General features: G+C 69.4%; 16 protein-coding genes. 8 read left to right on the plus strand and 8 right to left on the minus strand.

Annotation, left to right across the window (positions count from 1 at the left end; all coding sequences use genetic code 11):
* Positions 1 to 3 precede the first annotated feature (3 nt).
* From KF837_10460 to KF837_10490, 7 genes are all read right to left on the minus strand, one after another.
* A complete protein-coding gene (locus KF837_10460) occupies positions 4 to 654 on the minus strand; it encodes a hypothetical protein (GenBank protein MBX3227729.1) in 651 nt (216 codons plus the stop codon).
* 49 nt (positions 655 to 703) lie between these two features.
* Positions 704 to 1522, minus strand: a complete 819-nt coding sequence (locus KF837_10465) for an NTP transferase domain-containing protein (protein ID MBX3227730.1) — start codon at positions 1520 to 1522, stop codon at positions 704 to 706.
* Entirely contained in the window at positions 1519 to 2388 is an 870-nt protein-coding gene (locus tag KF837_10470) for a CDP-alcohol phosphatidyltransferase family protein (GenBank protein ID MBX3227731.1), read from the minus strand. The genes KF837_10465 and KF837_10470 overlap by 4 nt, the downstream gene beginning before the upstream one ends.
* Positions 2381 to 3457: an aminotransferase class V-fold PLP-dependent enzyme gene (locus KF837_10475; protein MBX3227732.1), complete on the minus strand. Its 1077-nt coding sequence runs from the start codon at positions 3455 to 3457 to the stop codon at positions 2381 to 2383. Before KF837_10475 ends, KF837_10470 begins: the two co-directional genes overlap by 8 nt.
* Entirely contained in the window at positions 3454 to 4644 is a 1191-nt protein-coding gene (gene aepY, locus KF837_10480) for a phosphonopyruvate decarboxylase (protein ID MBX3227733.1), read from the minus strand. The genes KF837_10475 and aepY overlap by 4 nt, the downstream gene beginning before the upstream one ends.
* Positions 4641 to 6230 carry a phosphoenolpyruvate mutase gene (gene aepX, locus KF837_10485; GenBank protein MBX3227734.1) on the minus strand — a complete coding sequence of 530 codons (1590 nt, stop codon included), beginning with the start codon at positions 6228 to 6230 and terminating at the stop codon, positions 4641 to 4643. Before aepX ends, aepY begins: the two co-directional genes overlap by 4 nt.
* 187 nt (positions 6231 to 6417) lie before the next feature.
* Entirely contained in the window at positions 6418 to 7170 is a 753-nt protein-coding gene (locus tag KF837_10490) for a glycoside hydrolase family 16 protein (GenBank protein ID MBX3227735.1), read from the minus strand.
* A gap of 84 nt (positions 7171 to 7254) precedes the next feature.
* On the opposite strand from KF837_10490, the gene KF837_10495 reads away from it, so the two are divergent.
* Genes KF837_10495 through mdh form a run of 4 tightly spaced genes read left to right on the plus strand, consistent with a single transcriptional unit; the run spans position 7255 to position 12030 of the window.
* Positions 7255 to 8679 carry a hypothetical protein gene (locus tag KF837_10495; protein MBX3227736.1) on the plus strand — a complete coding sequence of 475 codons (1425 nt, stop codon included), beginning with the start codon at positions 7255 to 7257 and terminating at the stop codon, positions 8677 to 8679.
* 45 nt (positions 8680 to 8724) lie between these two features.
* A complete protein-coding gene (locus KF837_10500; GenBank protein ID MBX3227737.1) occupies positions 8725 to 9867 on the plus strand; it encodes a hypothetical protein in 1143 nt (380 codons plus the stop codon).
* 16 nt (positions 9868 to 9883) lie between these two features.
* A complete protein-coding gene (locus KF837_10505) occupies positions 9884 to 11059 on the plus strand; it encodes a hypothetical protein (protein MBX3227738.1) in 1176 nt (391 codons plus the stop codon).
* 32 nt (positions 11060 to 11091) lie between these two features.
* Positions 11092 to 12030: a malate dehydrogenase gene (mdh, locus tag KF837_10510; GenBank protein ID MBX3227739.1), complete on the plus strand. Its 939-nt coding sequence runs from the start codon at positions 11092 to 11094 to the stop codon at positions 12028 to 12030.
* Between the two features lie 53 nt (positions 12031 to 12083).
* Here mdh and KF837_10515 read toward each other — a convergent pair whose 3' ends face one another.
* Positions 12084 to 13577 (minus strand): hypothetical protein, encoded by a 1494-nt coding sequence (locus KF837_10515; protein ID MBX3227740.1) that lies wholly within the window; start codon positions 13575 to 13577, stop codon positions 12084 to 12086.
* A 148-nt stretch (positions 13578 to 13725) separates the two neighbouring features.
* On the opposite strand from KF837_10515, the gene KF837_10520 reads away from it, so the two are divergent.
* The 4 genes from KF837_10520 to KF837_10535 are packed head-to-tail and all read left to right on the plus strand — an operon-like array spanning position 13726 to position 17488.
* Positions 13726 to 14604, plus strand: coding sequence for an Ig-like domain-containing protein (locus KF837_10520; protein ID MBX3227741.1), 879 nt, complete (start codon positions 13726 to 13728; stop codon positions 14602 to 14604).
* 57 nt (positions 14605 to 14661) lie between these two features.
* Positions 14662 to 15873, plus strand: a complete 1212-nt coding sequence (sucC, locus tag KF837_10525) for an ADP-forming succinate--CoA ligase subunit beta (protein MBX3227742.1) — start codon at positions 14662 to 14664, stop codon at positions 15871 to 15873.
* On the plus strand, positions 15870 to 16805 hold the full coding sequence (sucD, locus tag KF837_10530) for a succinate--CoA ligase subunit alpha (GenBank protein ID MBX3227743.1): 936 nt from the start codon (positions 15870 to 15872) through the stop codon (positions 16803 to 16805). The genes sucC and sucD overlap by 4 nt, the downstream gene beginning before the upstream one ends.
* Positions 16805 to 17488: a hypothetical protein gene (locus KF837_10535; protein ID MBX3227744.1), complete on the plus strand. Its 684-nt coding sequence runs from the start codon at positions 16805 to 16807 to the stop codon at positions 17486 to 17488. Before sucD ends, KF837_10535 begins: the two co-directional genes overlap by 1 nt.
* Positions 17489 to 17491: the final 3 nt, after the last annotated feature.

Here is a 17491-nt window from a genome sequence, read left to right on the forward strand (position 1 = left end):
GGCTCACTTCGCGACGAAGTGGATGTAGAAGGGGAACGTCGCTGCGCGGACGGGCTGACCGTTCACGTCTTGCGCGGCGACGTAGGCCTTCTCGAGCGCGCACTTCTTCGCCGCTTCGCCGAAGCCGCCGCCCGGATCTTCGAGGACGTCGGCGCTCACCGGCTTGCCGTCGGTCTCGACGTGCACGACGACGAGCACGTTCGCGTCGGTCTTCGCCGCGTTCGCGGGGAACGGGCAATCCCAGCGCGTGCCGGGCGTGATCGCCGCGCGCGGCGGCGGCGTCGGTCCCGTCGCCGGACCCGAGGGCGGCGGCGCCGCGCTGCCCGCCGCCTTCGCGCTCGGATCCGAGCTCGCGAGGATGATGCCGAGCGCGATGTCGTTCGCACCCCCCGCGCGGAGGCGCTCCAGCGTGGAGAGGAGCACCTGGAACGAGACCTCTCGCTCCGCGTCGACGACGAAATGGGCGTCCGCGTTCTCGTGCGCGCGCGTCGTCAGCTCGTTGCCGGAGGCGGGCTTGCCGTCCATCGTCGTCGAACCGTCCCGCGCGATCGCGACGTGCACCGTCGACTTCTTCGCGTCGTTCGCGAACTTCGACTCCATCGAGCAACCGGAGACGAGACCGAGGAGGACGAGAGCGAGGCAAAGATGGCGCATGCTCTGATTGTCCGTAAAGGGACAGTCGAGGTCCAGCGCGAGCGCTGCGTCACGCGCAGCAGGGCAGGCTCGGGAGCCAGCGGGGGACCATCTCGCTGCGGACGGTGGCGTACTCCTCGGGGGTGTCGCACTCCATGCAGCGGCCGTCGTCGCGGAAGGAGACGACGTCGAGGGCGCGCGCGAGCATCAGGCGCTGGGTGATGTCCTCGTGCTCGCTGCGCGTCTTCGCGGTCGAGAACTTCATGCACCACGCCGCCGCGGCGAGCCAGTGGGCGTGGTCCTCCGGCTCGAGGAGCAAGAGGCCCGTCGCCTCGCCGAGGCACGAGAGGGCCGCCACCGTCGGCGTGCCGAGGAGGCCCTTGCCGTGGACGAGCGGTACGCCGTCGGGGCCGGCGAAGACCATGACCTCCTCGTCCGTCTCGCGGTACGTGCCGCAGACGAGCGTCTTCGACTTCTTCCCCGGCGCCTTCGCGAGGTCGTGAAAGAGCGTGGGGTCGTAGACGACATCGGCGTCCATCAACACGACCCGCGATTTTCCGTCGAGGATGCCGTGTTTGCTCGTGAACGCGAGGTGGGTGGAGTGGCCGCTCCCCGTCGTGTCGCCCGGGAAGTCGTTCATGATCCACGTCACCGGGACCTTCGCCATCGCCTGTGTCTGCTTGCCGAACGTGGCCTGCGAGCCGACGAGGTAGATCTCGCGCGCGCCCGCGGCGGTGAGCGCGCGGAGGTGCCAGTCGACGAACGTGAGGCCGCTCTCGTGGATCGGCAAGAGCGGCTTCGGCGTGTGCTGCGTCTCCGGAGTCTTCGAGATGCGCTTGCCCATCCCCGCCGCGAGGATGATCGCCTTGTCGATCCGATCGGTCGTCATGCGAGCGCCTCCGCCTCGACGTCGCGGAGCACGACGCGGGCCCCGATCATCGTCGTGATCCACATGCAGAAGGCGTACGCGACGATGAAGAGCTCCGTCTCGAAGAAGAGCCCCGTCAGCACGCCGAGGTGCATGATGGTGAGACCGTTGTCGAACGAGAGGAAGCCGAGGAGGCCCGCGAAGCGGCGCATGCCCGGGCTCGCCGCGCGGCGGCGGATGACGCCGACCGCGTCGCCGTTCTCGGGCCGCACCTCGTAGAGGAGGACCTGGAAGCAGTCGAAGTACACGCCCCAGTAGCCGAGGAGCGTGCCCTTGCCGCCCTCGATGAGCGCCTTCTTCTGGCGGAGCTCCTCGAACGGGCCGTCCTTGTCGTCCTTGAGCGCGGTCTGGAGCTTCCGCTTGTAGAAGTCCCACGCGTTCGCGCAGAGGCCGCCGATCGCGAGCATCGCGCACGCGACGAAGACGCCGGTGCCGCCGAGCTGGAGGCGGTGCGTGAACGCGCACGCCATCGTGATCGCCGCGATCGTGTCGGCGATCTCGTCGAGCGCGCGCCCGAACGGCGAGGACGAGCCCTTCGCGCGCGCGAGCACGCCGTCGAAGCAGTCGAGGATCATCCGGATCTCCGACGCGACGAACGCGACGAGGAGCCAGATCCGCGCCTCCGTGAACGCGACGAGGCCCGCCGCGACGAGGCCGAAGACGATGTGGACGTAGGTGACGTGGTTCGGCGTCAGCCACGGGATGCGCCCGAGGATCGGGAGCAGCGCGCGCGCGGCCGGGTAGCGGTAGAGGCGGTTCGGCGGATCCGTCGCGGCGTCGAGGAGCGCGTCCACGACGTCCTTCGGCGGAGCCGAGCTCCTAGCCACCAAGCGCGGCGCGGAGCGAGGCGCAGAGTCGGTCGAGGTCACCGTCTCCGATCTCTCCCATGACTGCGATGCGGAAGATGGCTCCATCGAACTTCCCTTGTCCTGCGTAAATCACGAATCCGTCGCTCTTGAGGCGCGCGTGGAGCGCCTCGTACGTCTTGCCCTCGGGGAGCGTCCACGACGTCAACGTCGATCCGTAGACGCCATCGCTCTCGAGGAGCAACTTCACGCCCAGCTCCTTGAGCTGGTTCCGCACGCGGAGGGACCGCGCCGCGTAGGTCGCATGACGCGACCTCCAGCCGCCGCTCGCCGCGAGCTCGTCGAGCGCGGCGTCGAGGGCGAACGTCACGTGGGTCGGCAGCGTGAAGGGGGTGGAGCCCTTCGCCTGCTCGGCCGCGTGTTTGTGGAGATCGAGGTACACGCTCGTCGCCCCGGACGGACGCGCGAGCGCCTCGCTCTTCACGAGCACGAACGACACGCCCGGCGCGCCGTGGACGCACTTGTTCGCGGTCGCGGCCGCGGCCTCGATGTTCCAGGCGTCGAAGTCGACGGCCTCGCCCGCGAACGACGAGACCGCGTCGACGAGCATCGGCACGCCGTGCTTCTTGCATAGTGCACCCAACGCGGCGAGGTCGTTGAGGCGACCCGTCGTCGTCTCGTGGTGCACCGCGAGGACGTGCTGGAAGCGCCCGCTCGCGATCGCCTTCTCGGCGGCCGCGAGATCGGGCGGCGAGGTCCACGCCGCCGCGTTCGCGACCTCGTGTGCCTTGCCTTGCGCCTTCAGCATCGCGGCCATGCGCTCGCCGTAGACGCCGTTCGCGACGACGAGCGAGGTGGTCCCCGCGCGCGGGATGACCGCGAGCATCGTCTCGACCGCGGCGGTGCCGGAGCCGCCGACGAGGACGGGCGTGTACGCCTTCGTGTCGTAGATCGCCGTGATCTTCTCGCGCACGCGGCCGACGAGCGCCTTGAACTCCGGCTCGCGATGGCACACGTCCTCCGCCGTGAGGGCGGCGTGGACCTTCGCCGTCATCGAGACGGGGCCGGGGTTCAGGAGGATGGTCTTCACGACGCGGCTCCGGAGGCGAGGTGCTGGCGAAGGCGCGCCGCCACTTCGCGCGGCGTGATCTTCGGGCGCGGGAGGTCTTCCGGTGCGCCGGGGCGCGTCTTGACGTGGAGGAAGCGGAGGCCGTTCTTGCGATCGGCGAGCGCGGCCTCGAGCGCGGCGGCGTCCGCGACGCGCGCGACGTCAGGGTAGCCGCACGCGCGCGCGCAGCCGCCGAGATCGACCGAGTGCGTGACCGTCGACTGCGTGCCGGTCGAGTCGTGCGCCTCGTTGTCGAGGAGCACGTGGACGAGGTTCGCGGGGCGCTCGTAGCCGAGCGTCGCGAGGCAGCCCATGCGCATGAGCAGCGCGCCGTCGCCGTCGAGGACGATGACGCGCTTGTCCGGCCGCGCGCGCGCGAGGCCGAGGCCGAACGGCGCCGCGCAGCCCATCGAACCGACCATGTAGAGCTGGTTGTCGCGGTCGTCGCACGCGTAGAGCTCGCGCCCGGTGTAGCCCGTCGTCGCGACGAGGAGATCGTCCGGGCCGGCCGCCTTCTGCACCGCGCGCAGCACCTCCGTGCGCGAGGGACGCACGGCGGGGAAGTCGGCGAGCGACGCGGCCGGATCGACCGGCGGCACCTGGCGCATCGTCGGCTTCGACGTGAGCTTGTGCGGCGCGACGCTGTCCTTCTTCATCACGAAGCAGAACGGCAGCTCGGTCTTGTTCATGTGGCCGACCGCGCGCTCGATCGCGTTCGCGACCTCGCTCTCCTCGGTCGGGAAGTACTCCCAGCCGACGTTCATCGTCTCGAGCATCTTGGTCGTGATCTGACCCATCAGCTCGTGCTGCGGCTCGTCCTTCGGTCCGCCGGGCTCGCCGCGCAGCGTGACGATGAGCAGCGTCGGGATGCGGAAGATCGCGTTGAGCGACGTCAACGGCGACACCGCGTTCCCGAGCCCCGAGTTCTGCATCATCGTGATCGCGCGCTTGCCGCCGAGCTCGGCGCCGGTCGCGATCGCGACCGCGTCGCCCTCGTTCGCCGCGCCGACGTACGAGAGCGCGGGGCGGCCGCGCGCGTCGGTCGGGCCGTGCGCCTGCGCGTCGATGACGTAGTTGATGAACGGCTTCACGTACGAGCAGGGGACGCCCGTGTAGAGCCCGAACCCGGCCTGGCGCGCCGTCTCGACGAAGGACTTCGCCTCGATCACTGGAAGTTGCTCCCCTTCACGACGTCACTGAGCGTGTTCACGTCGAGCCAGCCGCCGCGCGAGTACACGACGCGCACGCCGTTGCCGTCCTTCACGAGGCGGCGGAGGAGGTCCGGCATCGAGAGCTTCGCGAGCTCCGGCGCGTCGAGCTTGCCGAGGAGATCGGCGATGACCTTGCCGCCGGCGGCCGAGGTCTTGAGGATGCCGGTCCACTCGCCGGTGATGCCCGGCGCGTCCGGTGCCGTCGCCATGTCCTTCAGCGTGACGTGGCCGAGGAGCGTCTTCCGCGAGTGCGGCTCCGACGCGATGACCCAGTCCGCGCGGCGCGGCTTCGACTTGTCGTCCGACGCCGGCAGCGAGTCGACCGCGATCACGAAGTCGCCCTCGGCGTCGAGGAGCTCGTCGAGGACGTGCTTCTTGAACACGACGTCGCCGTAGGAGACGAGGCACGCCGCGCCCTCGAGCGAGGCCTTCGCGGTCGCGAGCGAGGCCACTTCGCCCGTCGTCGCCCACGCGTCGTTGTCGGCGTACGTGACGCCGGGGAGGTTCACGGTCTCCTTCGCGAAGCCGCGGACGACGACGAGGTCGCGCACGTTCGCGGAGCGGTAGGCGTCGAGGATGTGCCCGAGGATCGGCTTGCCCGCGATCGGGAGCATCGTCTTCGGCTTGTCCTTCACGAGGTCGCCGAGCGTCTCGTCGCCGCGGCCGGCGGCGAGGACGATGCCGCGCGTGACGACGCCGCCCTGCGGGAGGTACGCCTTCTCGGCCTTCTCGAGCTCGGGCTCGCCTTGGAGGCGGAACACGTCGGCGAGCGGCGCGACCTTCTCCTCCACGTTGATGAGCGACTGGTCCTCGAAGATCTGCTTCGCCGTCGCCTGCATCGTCGCGAGCGCCGAGCGCATGAGGTGGTTCGCCCAGATGACGATCTTGAAGCCGGCCTCGCGGAAGGCCTCCGTCGGCGTCGTGTAGTACTTCGTCGGGACGATCACGAGCGGGAGCCGGTCGCCCCACTCCTTCTTGAACTGGAGGATCTCGGCCGCGTTCTTCTTCGACGAGTGGATGAGCACCGCGTCGGCGCCGGCCTTCCGGTACTCCTCGCCGCGCTTGATCGCCTCTTCCATGCCGTGGCCCGCGATGAGCGCCTCGACGCGGGCGACGACCACGAAGTCGTCGTCGCGCTGGGCCTCCTTCATCGCGCGGATCTTCCCCGCGTGCTCGAACATGTCGGCGAGCGGCTGCGCGGTGCCGCGGATGAAGCTGTTCGTCTTCGGGAACAGCTTGTCCTCGATGCAGACGCCGGCGATGCCGCGCTGCTCGAGCTTCGTGACGAGGCGCCGCGCGCTGTTGAAGTTGCCGTAGCCGGTGTCGCCGTCGAGGAGGATCGGCACCTTCGTCGCGTCGGCCATGAACTCGACGACCTCGAGCACCTGCGTCCAGCTCGCCTCGTTGTTGTCGCGCACGCCGAGCGCGGCCGAAATCGAGAGGCCCGAGCCCCAGATCCCTTCGAAGCCGGCTTCTTCGGCGATCTTCGCCGAGAGGCCGTTGTGGGCCTCCATCAGGAAGTGGAGGCCGGGCCCCCGAAGCATGTTCTTGAGGGCGGTAGACTTCTTGGAAACTGGTTGAACCATTTGCTCACCTGACGATGCAAACAACGCACCCTCCGCTCGGGACGGAGCCCGAGCAGGCGCAAACTCTGGGAAACGGCCCCGTAACACGGAGTTGGCGCGGGCGCAGGCGGGGCGTAGCGCGAAGCGTTCTACGCAGCTGCGCGCTTCACGGCGCGTAGACGAAGCGGCGCACGACGACCTCGAAGCCCGAGGGCGGCTCTTCGCCGCGGAAGAGCCAGAGATTCAGGTGAACCGGGCGCGGATCTTCGCCCGCGCCGCCGACGGGCCGGTGCTCGCGGAGCGCGATCGGGACGCCGTTCGCGCCGTGACCATGCCGGCTCGCGAAGCGGACGACGTCGCTCCGCCACTCGAACGCGTGCGACGTGTGCGTGCCGTAGAGCGTGAGCGGGAAGCGCTCGCTCCAGAGCGGCTCCGCCCCACCACCCCAGAGCGTGAAGCTCCCGCGGTCGGCGTTCGGATCGCCCCACTGCGCGATCTCGACGTCGATCTCGCTCGTCGCGTCCGGCGGCGTGCCCCAGCGCGGGTAGTTGAAGAGGCCGAGCACGGCTTGCGGCGGCAGCTCGTCGAGGCGGCCTTCGACGTCGAAGCGGTAGGTGCCCCAGCCGAAGGGCTCCACCGACCGGATCTCCGCGCAGCTCCAGCGCCCGCTCGCGTCGCGCGCGACGCGGAGGTGGAGCGCGCCGGCGTCGTCGACGAACACGTTGTCGGCGCGCCAGCGGTTCGGGCCGGGGCCGAAGCCGTCGCCGTCCTTCACGATCCAGTCGTGACCCGAGAACCGGATCGTCCGCGCCGCCGCGAGCTCCACGGCCTGCGACCCGTGCTCCGTCTCGGCGTCGGCATCGCAGCCGAGGAGGCACCCGAGAAACGCGAGGAAGAGGAGGCCGAGCGCGCGTCGCACGTCGAAGGTCTGCCACGCGCAGCGATGCGTGCAACCGCCGTCATGCTTGCGCAGCGACCTGCGCAAATGGGTTAGAACGGCTCCGTGTCGACGCCGCGCGAGAGCCTGTTGCTCCTGTCCGACGTGCATCTCGGGAGCGATCTGAACGACGGCGGGCACACGCACCCGCGGTCGAGCGACATCGATCGCGACCTCGCGCTCTGCCTCGCACACTACAGCTCGTTGCCGCCCGCGCCCGGCGCGAAGCGGTGGCGGCTCGTCGTCGTCGGCGACTTCGTCGACTTCGTCGGGATGTCGATCGATCCGCGTCCCGGCGACGCGCTCGAGGGCGAGCTCTCCGAGAGCGAGAAGGGCTACGGCCTCGGGGGCCGCGCGGACCGCGTGCTGCTCAAGCTCGCGCGCGCGGAGGAGCGCCACGCCGACGTGTTCACGTCGCTCCGCGTCTTCGTCGCGGCCGGCAACGCGGTCACGTTCGTGCAAGGCAACCACGACCTCGAGCTGCACTGGGACGCGGCGCAGGAGGCCTTCCGCGATCGCATCGCGGGCCCCGACGACGACGCGCGCGCGCGCATCGACTTCGAGCCTTGGTTCGTCCACCGCGAAGGCCTCGTCTACGTCGAGCACGGGCATCAGTACGATCCGTTCTGCGCGGTGCCTTACGTGCTCGCGCCGGTGTCGCCGCTCGAGCCGGCGCGCGTGTTCCCGTCGCTCTCGGACGCGCTCCTCCGTTACATCGTCCGCCGCACGCCGGGGATGAAGGAGTACGGCCACGAGGACCGCGGGCTCGCGAGCTACATCTCGTGGGGCCTGATGCTCGGTCTGCGCGGGGCGGCCGATCTCCACCGCCGCTTCTGGGAGTGCGTGCGCATGCTGCAGGACGTGGCCGCCGCGTACGACACGCCGGCGGGGCTCGTCGTGAAGCGGGAGCACGAGGTGAGGCTCGAGGAGCGCGCCGCGCGGACCGGCGTGCCGCGCGCGAAGCTCGAGGAGGCGCTCGCCCTGCACGTGCCCTCGATGGTGCGGACGCCGCGCCTGGTCCTCGCGAGCGTCATGCTCGATCGCCTCGGCGTCTTCGCGCTCGCGCTGCCGCTCCTCGTGACGCTGCTCGTCCTCGGTCAGTGGTTCCCCGCCGCGATCGTGGCGGTGGTGTGGCTCCTCCTCCACGCCGAGCTGTCGGCGGGCCGCCCGAGCGTCGACCCCGCGAAGCTGATGGCCGAGCGCGCCGCCGAGCTCGTTCGTCTCTTCCCGGCGTCGTTCGTCGTGATGGGCCACACCCACGTCCCCGACACACGCGACCTCGGCGCCGCGACCTACGTGAACCTAGGCTCCTGGGCCGAGGGCGAGCCCGAACAGGACGAGACGAACCCATACCGCGCCGCGCGCACGCACCTCGTCATCCACGAGCACGACGACCGGCACGAAGCCCAGCTCTACGCCTGGAAGGAGGGCGCACCGCGCGAGGTCCGCGTCGTCGCGCGCGTGCTCGCGAAGCGAACGGCGCTGCGCTAGCGTGTCCGGATGGTGCTTCGTTCCGTCCTTGGGTCCTTCGGTGTCATGAGTCTTGCTGCCTTCGCGTCGCTCGCCGCGTGCTCGGACGACGATCCGCAGCCGAACAGCTCCACGAGCTCCACGAGCTCCTCGAGCAGCACGAGCTCTTCGAGCAGCGGCGGTCCGGACGCGAGCGACGAGCCGGAGCCGATCGAGGCGGAGGCGAACAAGTGGACGTGGGTCCCGTTCGCGGACTCGACCTGCGCGAACGGCTCGCCGACCGGCCTCGGCATCAACAAGGGCACGTCGAACCGCGTCGTCATCTACCTGGAAGGCGGCGGCGCGTGCTGGAACGACGCGACGTGCAAGATCGGGCAGCTCGCGTCGAACATCGACGGCTTCGACGAGACGAAGTTCAACGGGCGCGTGGCGCAGATGCCGGGCTCGCACCTCGATCGCGCGACGGAGGGCAACCCGTACAAGGACGCGAGCCTCGTCTACATCCCGTATTGCACGGGCGACGTCCACTCGGGCGACAAGGAGGCCGACTACGGCACGCCGGCGCTCAAGCACTTCGGGCGGCGCAACATCGCCGCGTTCCTGAAGCGCCTCGTCCCCACCTTCAAGGACGCCGAGCGCATCACGCTGACGGGCTCGAGCGCGGGTGGCTTCGGCGCCGCGATCAGCTACGGTCGCGTCGCGGAGGCGTTCAGCGGCAAGCGCGTCGACCTCGTCGACGACTCGGGCCCGCCGTTCCCGGCCGACAAGATGGTCCACTACAACGCGGCCTGGTCGCCGGCGTGGGACCTCGAAGGCGCGTTCCCCGCCGACTGCGAGGGCTGCGCGGCGGATCCGGTGAAGCTCCTCCCGTACTACTTCACGAAGTACCCGAGCAGCCGCTTCGCGCTCCTCTCCTACGACGAGGACCAGACGATCCGGAACTTCTTCAAGTTCCCCGACACGATGCCGGGCACCGAGTTCAAGTCGACGCTCGGAACCGTCACGAGCGACACGTTCGACGGCTCGACGAACGGTCGCTACTTCGTGCTCGCGGGCACCGGCCACACGATGCTCTTCAAGATGGACCCGCCCGGAAACAACGAGACCGGAACGCCGCTGCCGCCGGTGACGGGAGAAGGCGGCGTCACGCTCGCGCAGTTCTTGACCGCGATGGACACCGACGCGACCTGGAACGGCGTGAAGCCCTGAGCTATAGGGGGCGCCCATGAAGCGCCCCCTCGCCGTTCTATTCATCGCCGTCGCGTCGCTCGTTGCCTGCTCGGACGACCCCGCGTCGACGAGCAGCTCGAGCTCGTCCTCATCGTCGACGTCGTCATCGACCTCTTCGTCGACCAGCTCGAGCGGCAGCAGCGGCGCGGATCCGGACGCAGGCGAGGAGGGGCCGAAGCCGATCGAGGCGAAGGTGAACGAGTGGACGTGGGTGCCGTTCGCCGACTCGACCTGCGCGAACGGCAGCACCACCGGCATCGGCGTGAACATGGGCACGGCGAAGAAGCTCGTCGTCTACCTCGAGGGTGGCGGTGCGTGCTGGAACAAGACGACCTGCGGCAACTCGCAGATCGTCGCGAACATCCCGGGCGGCTTCGGCGAGGACAAGTTCGAGGCGCAGGTCGAGGCGTTCCCCACCAGCATCTTCGACCGCACCGTGGTGGAGAGCCCGTACAAGGACGCGAGCTTCGTCTACGTCCCGTACTGCACCGGCGACGTCCACTCCGGCGACAAGGAGCAGGACTACGAGGGGATGAAGATCAAGCACTTCGGGCGTCGCAACATCGTGGCGTTCCTGAAGCGTCTCGTGCCGACCTTCAAGGACGTGGAGCGCGTCACGCTGACCGGCTCGAGCGCGGGCGGCTTCGGCTCGGCGATGAACTACGAGCGCTTCGCGGTCGCCTTCGCGCCGACCCGCGTCGACCTCATCGACGACTCCGGGCCGCCGTTCCCGCCGGAGAAGCTGCCGCACTACGCGACGTGGTCGGAGATGTGGGACCTCCCGGGCGGCTTCAGCGCGGCGTGCGAAGGTTGCGCGACGGACGTGACGAAGATCTTGCCCTACTACATGAAGCAGTACCCGAAGGCGCGCTTCGCGGTCCTCTCCACCGAGCACGATCAGACCATTCGGATGTTCTTCACGTTGCCCTTGCCGATGAGCGCGACCGACTTCAAGACGACGCTCGAGGCGACGATGGCGGCGACCTTCGACACGTCGACGAACGGCCGCTACTTCATCGACGACGGCACCGCGCACACCTTCCTTCGCCGCGTGTTCAGGAAGGACGGCGACGCCTTCACGGTCGAGTCCGGCGGCGTTTCGCTCGCGAAGTTCCTCTCGGACATGGACTCCGACGCCGCAGACTGGGCCACGGTCAAGCTCGCACGTTGACCGGCCGGCGAGGGAGCCCTAGAACGGCGCCCATGCCCACCCGCAAGAAGATCGGTCTCATTGGCGCAGGCAACATCGGCGGCGAGCTCGCGCGGCTCTGCGCGAACAAGGAGCTCGGCGACGTCGTGCTCTTCGACATCCCTGCGAAGGAGAGCTTCGCGAAGGGCAAGGCGCTCGACCTCGAGCAGAACAGCTCGATCCTCGGCTACGACTCGAAGCTGACCGGCAGCTCGAAGTGGGAAGACCTCGCGGGCGCGGACGTCCTCATCGTCACCGCCGGCATCCCGCGCAAGCCGGGGCAGTCGCGCGACGACCTCGTCGCGGTCAACCTCCCGATCATCCGCGACGTCGCGAACAACGCGAAGAAGCACTGCCCCGATGCGTTCGTCATCGTCGTGTCGAACCCGCTCGACGCGATGGTCTACGAGTACAAGCGCGTCACCGGCTGCGACCGCTCGAAGATCGCGGGCATGGCCGGCGTCCTCGACTCCGCGCGCTTCCAGCTCTTCCTCGCGCGCGAGGCGGGCTGCAGCGTGAAGGACGTGCGCGCGATGGTGCTCGGCGGCCACGGCGACGACATGGTGCCGGTGCTCTCGATGACGACGATCAACGGCATCCCCGCGTCGACCTTCATCGCGAAGGACAAGCTCCAATCGATCATCGAGCGCACGCGCAAGGGCGGCGGCGAGATCGTCAACCTCATGGGCACGAGCGCCTACTACGCGCCGGCGTCGGCCGCGGTCGCGATGGCGGAGGCGTACCTCCTCGATCAGAAGCGCGTCCTCGCGTGCGCGGCGTACCTCGACGGCGAGTACGGCTACAAGGACACCTTCATGGGCGTCCCGGTCGTCGTCGGCGGCAAGGGCGTCGAGAAGATCGTCGACATCAACCTCTCCGAGGAAGAGAAGGGCATGCTCGCCAAGAGCGCGCAGTCGGTCCAGGCCGTCATCGACGTCGTCAAGGCCCAGTGATGGATATCACTGGGCACGAGCTCGCGAAGGTCGCTCAGAAGACGCCCTGAGCTTCACTTCACCGAGACGGTGAGGTCGTACGAGTGGCACGTGCCGTCGGACGCGCTCTTGCGGACGCGGACGTAGGTGGTGCCGCTCTCGTCCGTGCCGCTGCAGTCGGTGTTCAGCGAGACCGTGCCGGTCGAGATGCAGCCCCTGCCAGGGCTGCTCTCGACCGTGCCGCTTCCGTTGCAGTACGAGTAGTTCGGGAGCGAGTCGCAGACGTGGAAGATCGCGACCTCGAGCTTGCGATCGGTGGACGTCGCCGTGATCGTCGGGTTGCCGTTGAGGCCGCGGTCCGCGACGTAGAGAGAGAACCAATCCTCGTCGCCGTCGGAGGCCTCGAGCTTCGCGATCGTGCGGTCGTAGCCGTCCCAGTCGTTGCCGGCGCCGAGGCTCGTCGCGTCGCGGTAGCTGTTGTTCGGCTCGCGCTCGTCGGTCGCGCACGTCGTCGGGCACGTGCCGCAGCTCACGGTGCCGCCGCAGCCGTTCGCGTGGACGCCGCACGTCTTGCCGAGCCGCTCGCACGTCGTCGGCGTGCAGATCGAGCCGGGCTCCTCGCACGCGCCGCAGTTGAACTTGTTCCCGCAGCCGTCGTCGTGGTCGCCGCACGCGCCGCCGACGTCCTCGCACGTGATCCCGAGGCAGGCCTTGCCGCTCGTGTCGGTGGTCGCCTTGCCGTCGGTCCTCGGCGCGCCCGTCTTCGGCGCGCCGCACTTCGCGCCGCTCTGGTCGTCCGCCGCGCCCGCGGCCGGCTTCTCGCCGAACGCGAGGGGCGTCGTCGCGGCGGGGATCGGCACCGCGATCTCGCCGAGCTCGACCTCCTTGTCGAACATCCCGCCGAGCTCGACGACGAGCGTGCCCTTGAGGATCAAGTTGCCCGACGTCGCGAGCTCGCCGCGGTAGCTCGCCATCTCGCTCGCGACGCCGATGCAGGAGCCCTTGAAGGTGGAGCGGAGGACGCTGCCCTCCACGACGGAGAGGCGAAGCTTGCCCGGCGTCGCGCCGAGCGGGATCTCGGGGAGATCGGCGGCGGGGATCCTCGCCTCGACCCGCGCGCTCTCGTTCTCGCCGACGAGGAACGGATCGAACGCCGCCTCGCCCTTGATCGCGATGTCGATGTCCTCGAGCCCGGGCAGGTCCTCGTCGATCGTCTTGAGCGGCGACTCGACCTTGAGCTTGCCGTCGAGCTTCACGTGCACGTTCACCGCGAGCTTGCCGGAGCCCTTCTTGCCGTCGAGCCCGTTCGCGCTCGGCGTTCCGATCGCGATGACCGAGACGCCGCCGCCCGCCGCGAGCTTCAGCTGCACCTGCGCTGGCGAGCCCGACGGGACGAGACCGGTGTCGAACGAGAACGACGACAGCGGCTCGGCCTTCGCGCTCAGCACGATCTCCCCCGTCGCCTCCGACGACGCGCTCTTCGGGTCGGAGGCGGGATCGTCGGCGCAGCCGGCGGCGAGGGCGGCGAGGACGGGAAGGAAGCCGAGGACGCGGAGGGGAGCCTTCATGATGTCGCGCAAAGGTGCACACGGGGTGCCAGTGTAAGTATCGTGTGATTCCATGGGGTTGGGCGCGACCTCATACCTCCCGCGGTCTTTCGGCGTCGCAACGTCGCGACACCATGATCGGTTGTTTCGCCGTGTTAGGGTCGGGGCGATGGTGCGCCGGCTCGCTCTCCTCTTCTGTGTCCTCGTCGCGGTGATCGCGTGCGCCGAGACGCGGCAGCCGACGCTCGAGGCGACCGCGACCACGACGACGCTCGCGCCGGGCCAGAGCGCGAACGTCATCGTGACGCGCCGCTTCCCCGGCGGCGGTCCGATCGAGAACGTGACCGATCGCGTGGCGTTCACGGTCACGCCGCGCGACGTGCTCGACGTGGAGCCGGACGGCGTCGTCTCGCCCGGCTCCCAGAGCGGCAACGCCACGCTGCGGATCGACGATCCCGACAGCGAAGCGTCGACGTCGCTCTCTTTCGTCGTCCTCGGCTCGAAGGTCGCGTCGCTGCGGATCGATCCGACGCCGACCGCCGCGCTCGCGCCGGGACAGATCCGCATCTTCACCGCCGTCACCACCTTCGAAGGCGGCGCGATCGACGACGCGACGGCGCGCGTGCAGTGGTCGTCGTCGAACGAGGCCGCGGCCACGGTCGGTCGCACGCAGGGCTCGTTCGGCGTCGTGACCGCGATCGCGGAGGGGGAGACGACGATCACGGCGCTCGACGTCGCGAGCAACGTCGAGGCGCGCACCGTCGTCGTCGTGCGCGGCGCGGCGCCCTCGCTCGTCGCGATCAACGTCACGCCGAACCCGGCCACCGTCGCGGTGGGCGCGCCGTTCCCGTTCGTCGCGACCGGCGTCTACGCGAACGGCAACACCGTCGACGTCACGCGCTCGGCGGCGTGGTCGACCTCCGACGCGACGAAGGCGACGATCGACGGAAACGGCGTCGCGGTGGGTGTCGCGATCGGCGACGTCACCGTCACCGCCGCCGACGGCGCGAGCGGGATCAAGGGCTCCGCCGCGCTCAAAGTGCAGTGATCTTCCGCGCGCCTCCTGGGTAGCGCTTCGAAGAACCCGCGTGTTAGCTTCGCCCGCGTGAAGATTCACGAGTACCAGGGCAAGCAGGTCTTCGCGAAGTACGGCGTTCCGGTCCCGAAGGGGTATCCGGCCTTCACCGTCGACGAAGCGGAGGCGGCAGCGAAGAAGCTCAAGGCCGAGACCGGCAAGGACATCGTCGTCGTCAAGTCGCAGATCCACGCCGGTGGTCGCGGCAAGGGCGGCGGCGTGAAGGTCGCGAAGAGCGGCGCCGCCGAGGCGCGCCAGCACGCCGAGAAGATCCTCGGCATGCAGCTCATCACGCCGCAGACCGGGCCGGAGGGCCAGAAGGTCCGCCGCCTCTACATCGAGGAGGGCGCCGACATCCTCCGCGAGCTGTACCTCGGCGCGCTCGTCGATCGCGACACGCGGCGCATCGCGTTCATGGCGTCGACCGAAGGCGGCATGGACATCGAGAAGGTCGCGCACGACACGCCGGAGAAGATCCTGACCGTGTACGTCGACCCCGTCGTCGGCCTCATGCCCTACCAGGCGCGCGAGCTCGCGTTCGGCCTCGAGCTGATGCAGCACGGCAAGGAGACGGTCGCGAAGTTCGTCCGCCTCATCAGCGCGCTCTACCGCTGCGTGATCGAGGAGGACTGCTCGCTCATCGAGGTCAACCCGCTCGCGATCATGAAGAACGGCGACGTCATCGCCCTCGACTCGAAGATCAACTTCGACGACAACGCGGAGTTCCGTCACAAGTCGTGGACCGAGCTCCGCGACAAGGACGAGGAGGACCCGGTCGAGCTCGAGGCGAAGGAGGCGGGCCTCAACTACGTGTCGCTCGACGGTAACGTCGGCTGTCTCGTCAACGGCGCCGGCCTCGCGATGGCGACGATGGACATCATCAAGCACGCGGGCGAAAAGCACGGCGTCGCGCCGGCGAACTTCCTCGACGTCGGCGGCGGCGCGACGCAGGAGCAGGTGACGCAGGCCTTCAGCATGATCCTGAAGAGCGACAAGGTGAAGGCGATCTTCGTCAACATCTTCGGCGGCATCATGAAGTGCGACGTGATCGCGAGCGGCGTCGTCGCGGCGGCGAAGGAGCTCGGCCTCAAGGTGCCGCTCGTCGTCCGGCTCGAGGGCACGAACGTCGACCTCGGTCGCAAGATCCTGAACGAGAGCGGCCTCGCGATCCAGGCCGCGACCAACATGGCCGACGGCGCGCAGAAGATCGTCGACGCTGTTTCCAAGGGAGCGAGCAAGTGAGCATCCTCGTCGGTAAAGACACGAAGCTGATCGTCCAGGGCATCACCGGCGGCGCGGGCTCGTTCCACGCGAAGCAGATGATCGAGTACGGCACGCAGGTCGTCGGCGGCGTCACGCCGACGCGCGGCGGCGAGAAGTTCGAGGCTAGGGGCCCCGCGTCTTCGGGGGGACAAGACAAGGCGGTCCCCGTGTTCAACACGGTGAAGGAGGCGGTGAAGTCGACCGGCGCGAACGCGACCGTGATCTTCGTCCCGCCGCCGGGCGCGGCCGACGCGATCCTGGAGGCCTTCGACGCGGACCTCGATCTCGTCATCTGCATCACCGAGGGCATCCCCGTCGTCGACATGCTCGGCGTGCGGCGCGTCCTCGAGGCGAAGCAGAACGCGGCGCGCCTCGCCGGCAAGAAGGTGCCGTACCTCGTCGGCCCGAACTGCCCCGGCGTCATCACGCCGGGCGCGTGCAAGATCGGGATCATGCCGGGCCACATCCACAAGGTCGGCAACATCGGCGTCGTCTCGCGCTCGGGCACGCTCACGTACGAGGCGGTCGGCCAGCTGACCGCGCTCGGCATCGGGCAGTCGACGTGCGTCGGCATCGGCGGCGATCCGGTCAACGGCATGGACTTCGTCGACGTGCTGGAGCTCTTCCAGGCCGACCCCGACACGCACGGCGTCATCATGATCGGCGAGATCGGCGGCGGCGCGGAGGAGCGCGGCGCCGAGTTCATCAAGAACAAGATGACGAAGCCTGTCGCGGCGTTCATCGCCGGCACGACGGCTCCGCCGGGCAAGCGCATGGGCCACGCCGGCGCGATCATCTCCGGCGGCAAGGGCACCGCCGCCGCGAAGATCGAGGCGCTCACCGCCGCCGGCGCGAAGGTCGCCCCGACCCCGAGCGACATGGCGAGCACGCTCAAGTCGATGATGACCTGATGTCACGCGCGCGCCTCGCCGCCGCCGCCTTCGTCGCGACGCTCGCCACCACGAGCGTTGCGGCCGCTGACGACGAGCCAGGCACCCCGCCACCAGCCACCCCGCAGGAGCCACCGAGCGCGGCGCCGCCATCGAACACTGCGTCGCCGCCGAGCGCGCCGCCGTCGAACGCGGTGCCGCCGCCGAGCGCGGTGCCGCCGAACGCGGTGCCGCCGTCGAATGCGGTGCCGCCATCGAATGCGGTGCCGCCGTCGAATGCGGTGCCGTCGTCGGGTGATGCGGCGCTGTCGACTGGAGATGTGGTGACGGTGGAGGAGGGGGCGCCGAAGGCTGGCGACCTCATCATCGGGTCGTCGGAGCCAGGCGGCAACCAGCGCCTCCTCGGGGCGGTCGCCGGCGGCGCGGGTTTCCTCACGTTCGCGATAGGCTCATTTTTCACGATTTCAGCGATGACCCTCTACGACGAGGCGGACGCCCGCTGTAGAGGGGGAGTCTGCACGCGCGCCGACGTGAACGACGGCCATCTCGCGCGCGACCGCGCCAACGCCGGCGGCTGGGTGATGCTCGGCGGTCTCGCGCTCATCGTCGGCGGCGCCGCGCTCTATTTCACCGCGACGCCGAAGGGCACGCGCATCGGCGTCGCCCCCACGCTCGGCGGCCTCGCCGCGGCGGGAACGTTCTGAATG

Source organism: Labilithrix sp., from assembly GCA_019637155.1.
Lineage (GTDB): Bacteria > Myxococcota_A > Polyangia > Polyangiales > Polyangiaceae > Labilithrix.

Excerpts from the sequence above, each read along its gene's own strand:
- KF837_10460 (MBX3227729.1), bottom strand. The coding sequence starts at position 654 with ATGCGCCATCTTTGCCTCGCTCTCGTCCTCCTCGGTCTCGTCTCCGGT.
- KF837_10465 (MBX3227730.1), bottom strand. The coding sequence starts at position 1,522 with ATGACGACCGATCGGATCGACAAGGCGATCATCCTCGCGGCGGGGATG.
- aepX (MBX3227734.1), bottom strand. The coding sequence starts at position 6,230 with ATGCTTCGGGGGCCCGGCCTCCACTTCCTGATGGAGGCCCACAACGGC.
- KF837_10500 (MBX3227737.1), top strand. The coding sequence starts at position 8,725 with ATGAGTCTTGCTGCCTTCGCGTCGCTCGCCGCGTGCTCGGACGACGAT.
- KF837_10505 (MBX3227738.1), top strand. The coding sequence starts at position 9,884 with ATGAAGCGCCCCCTCGCCGTTCTATTCATCGCCGTCGCGTCGCTCGTT.
- mdh (MBX3227739.1), top strand. The coding sequence starts at position 11,092 with ATGCCCACCCGCAAGAAGATCGGTCTCATTGGCGCAGGCAACATCGGC.
- KF837_10515 (MBX3227740.1), bottom strand. The coding sequence starts at position 13,577 with ATGAAGGCTCCCCTCCGCGTCCTCGGCTTCCTTCCCGTCCTCGCCGCC.
- KF837_10520 (MBX3227741.1), top strand. The coding sequence starts at position 13,726 with ATGGTGCGCCGGCTCGCTCTCCTCTTCTGTGTCCTCGTCGCGGTGATC.
- KF837_10535 (MBX3227744.1), top strand. The coding sequence starts at position 16,805 with ATGTCACGCGCGCGCCTCGCCGCCGCCGCCTTCGTCGCGACGCTCGCC.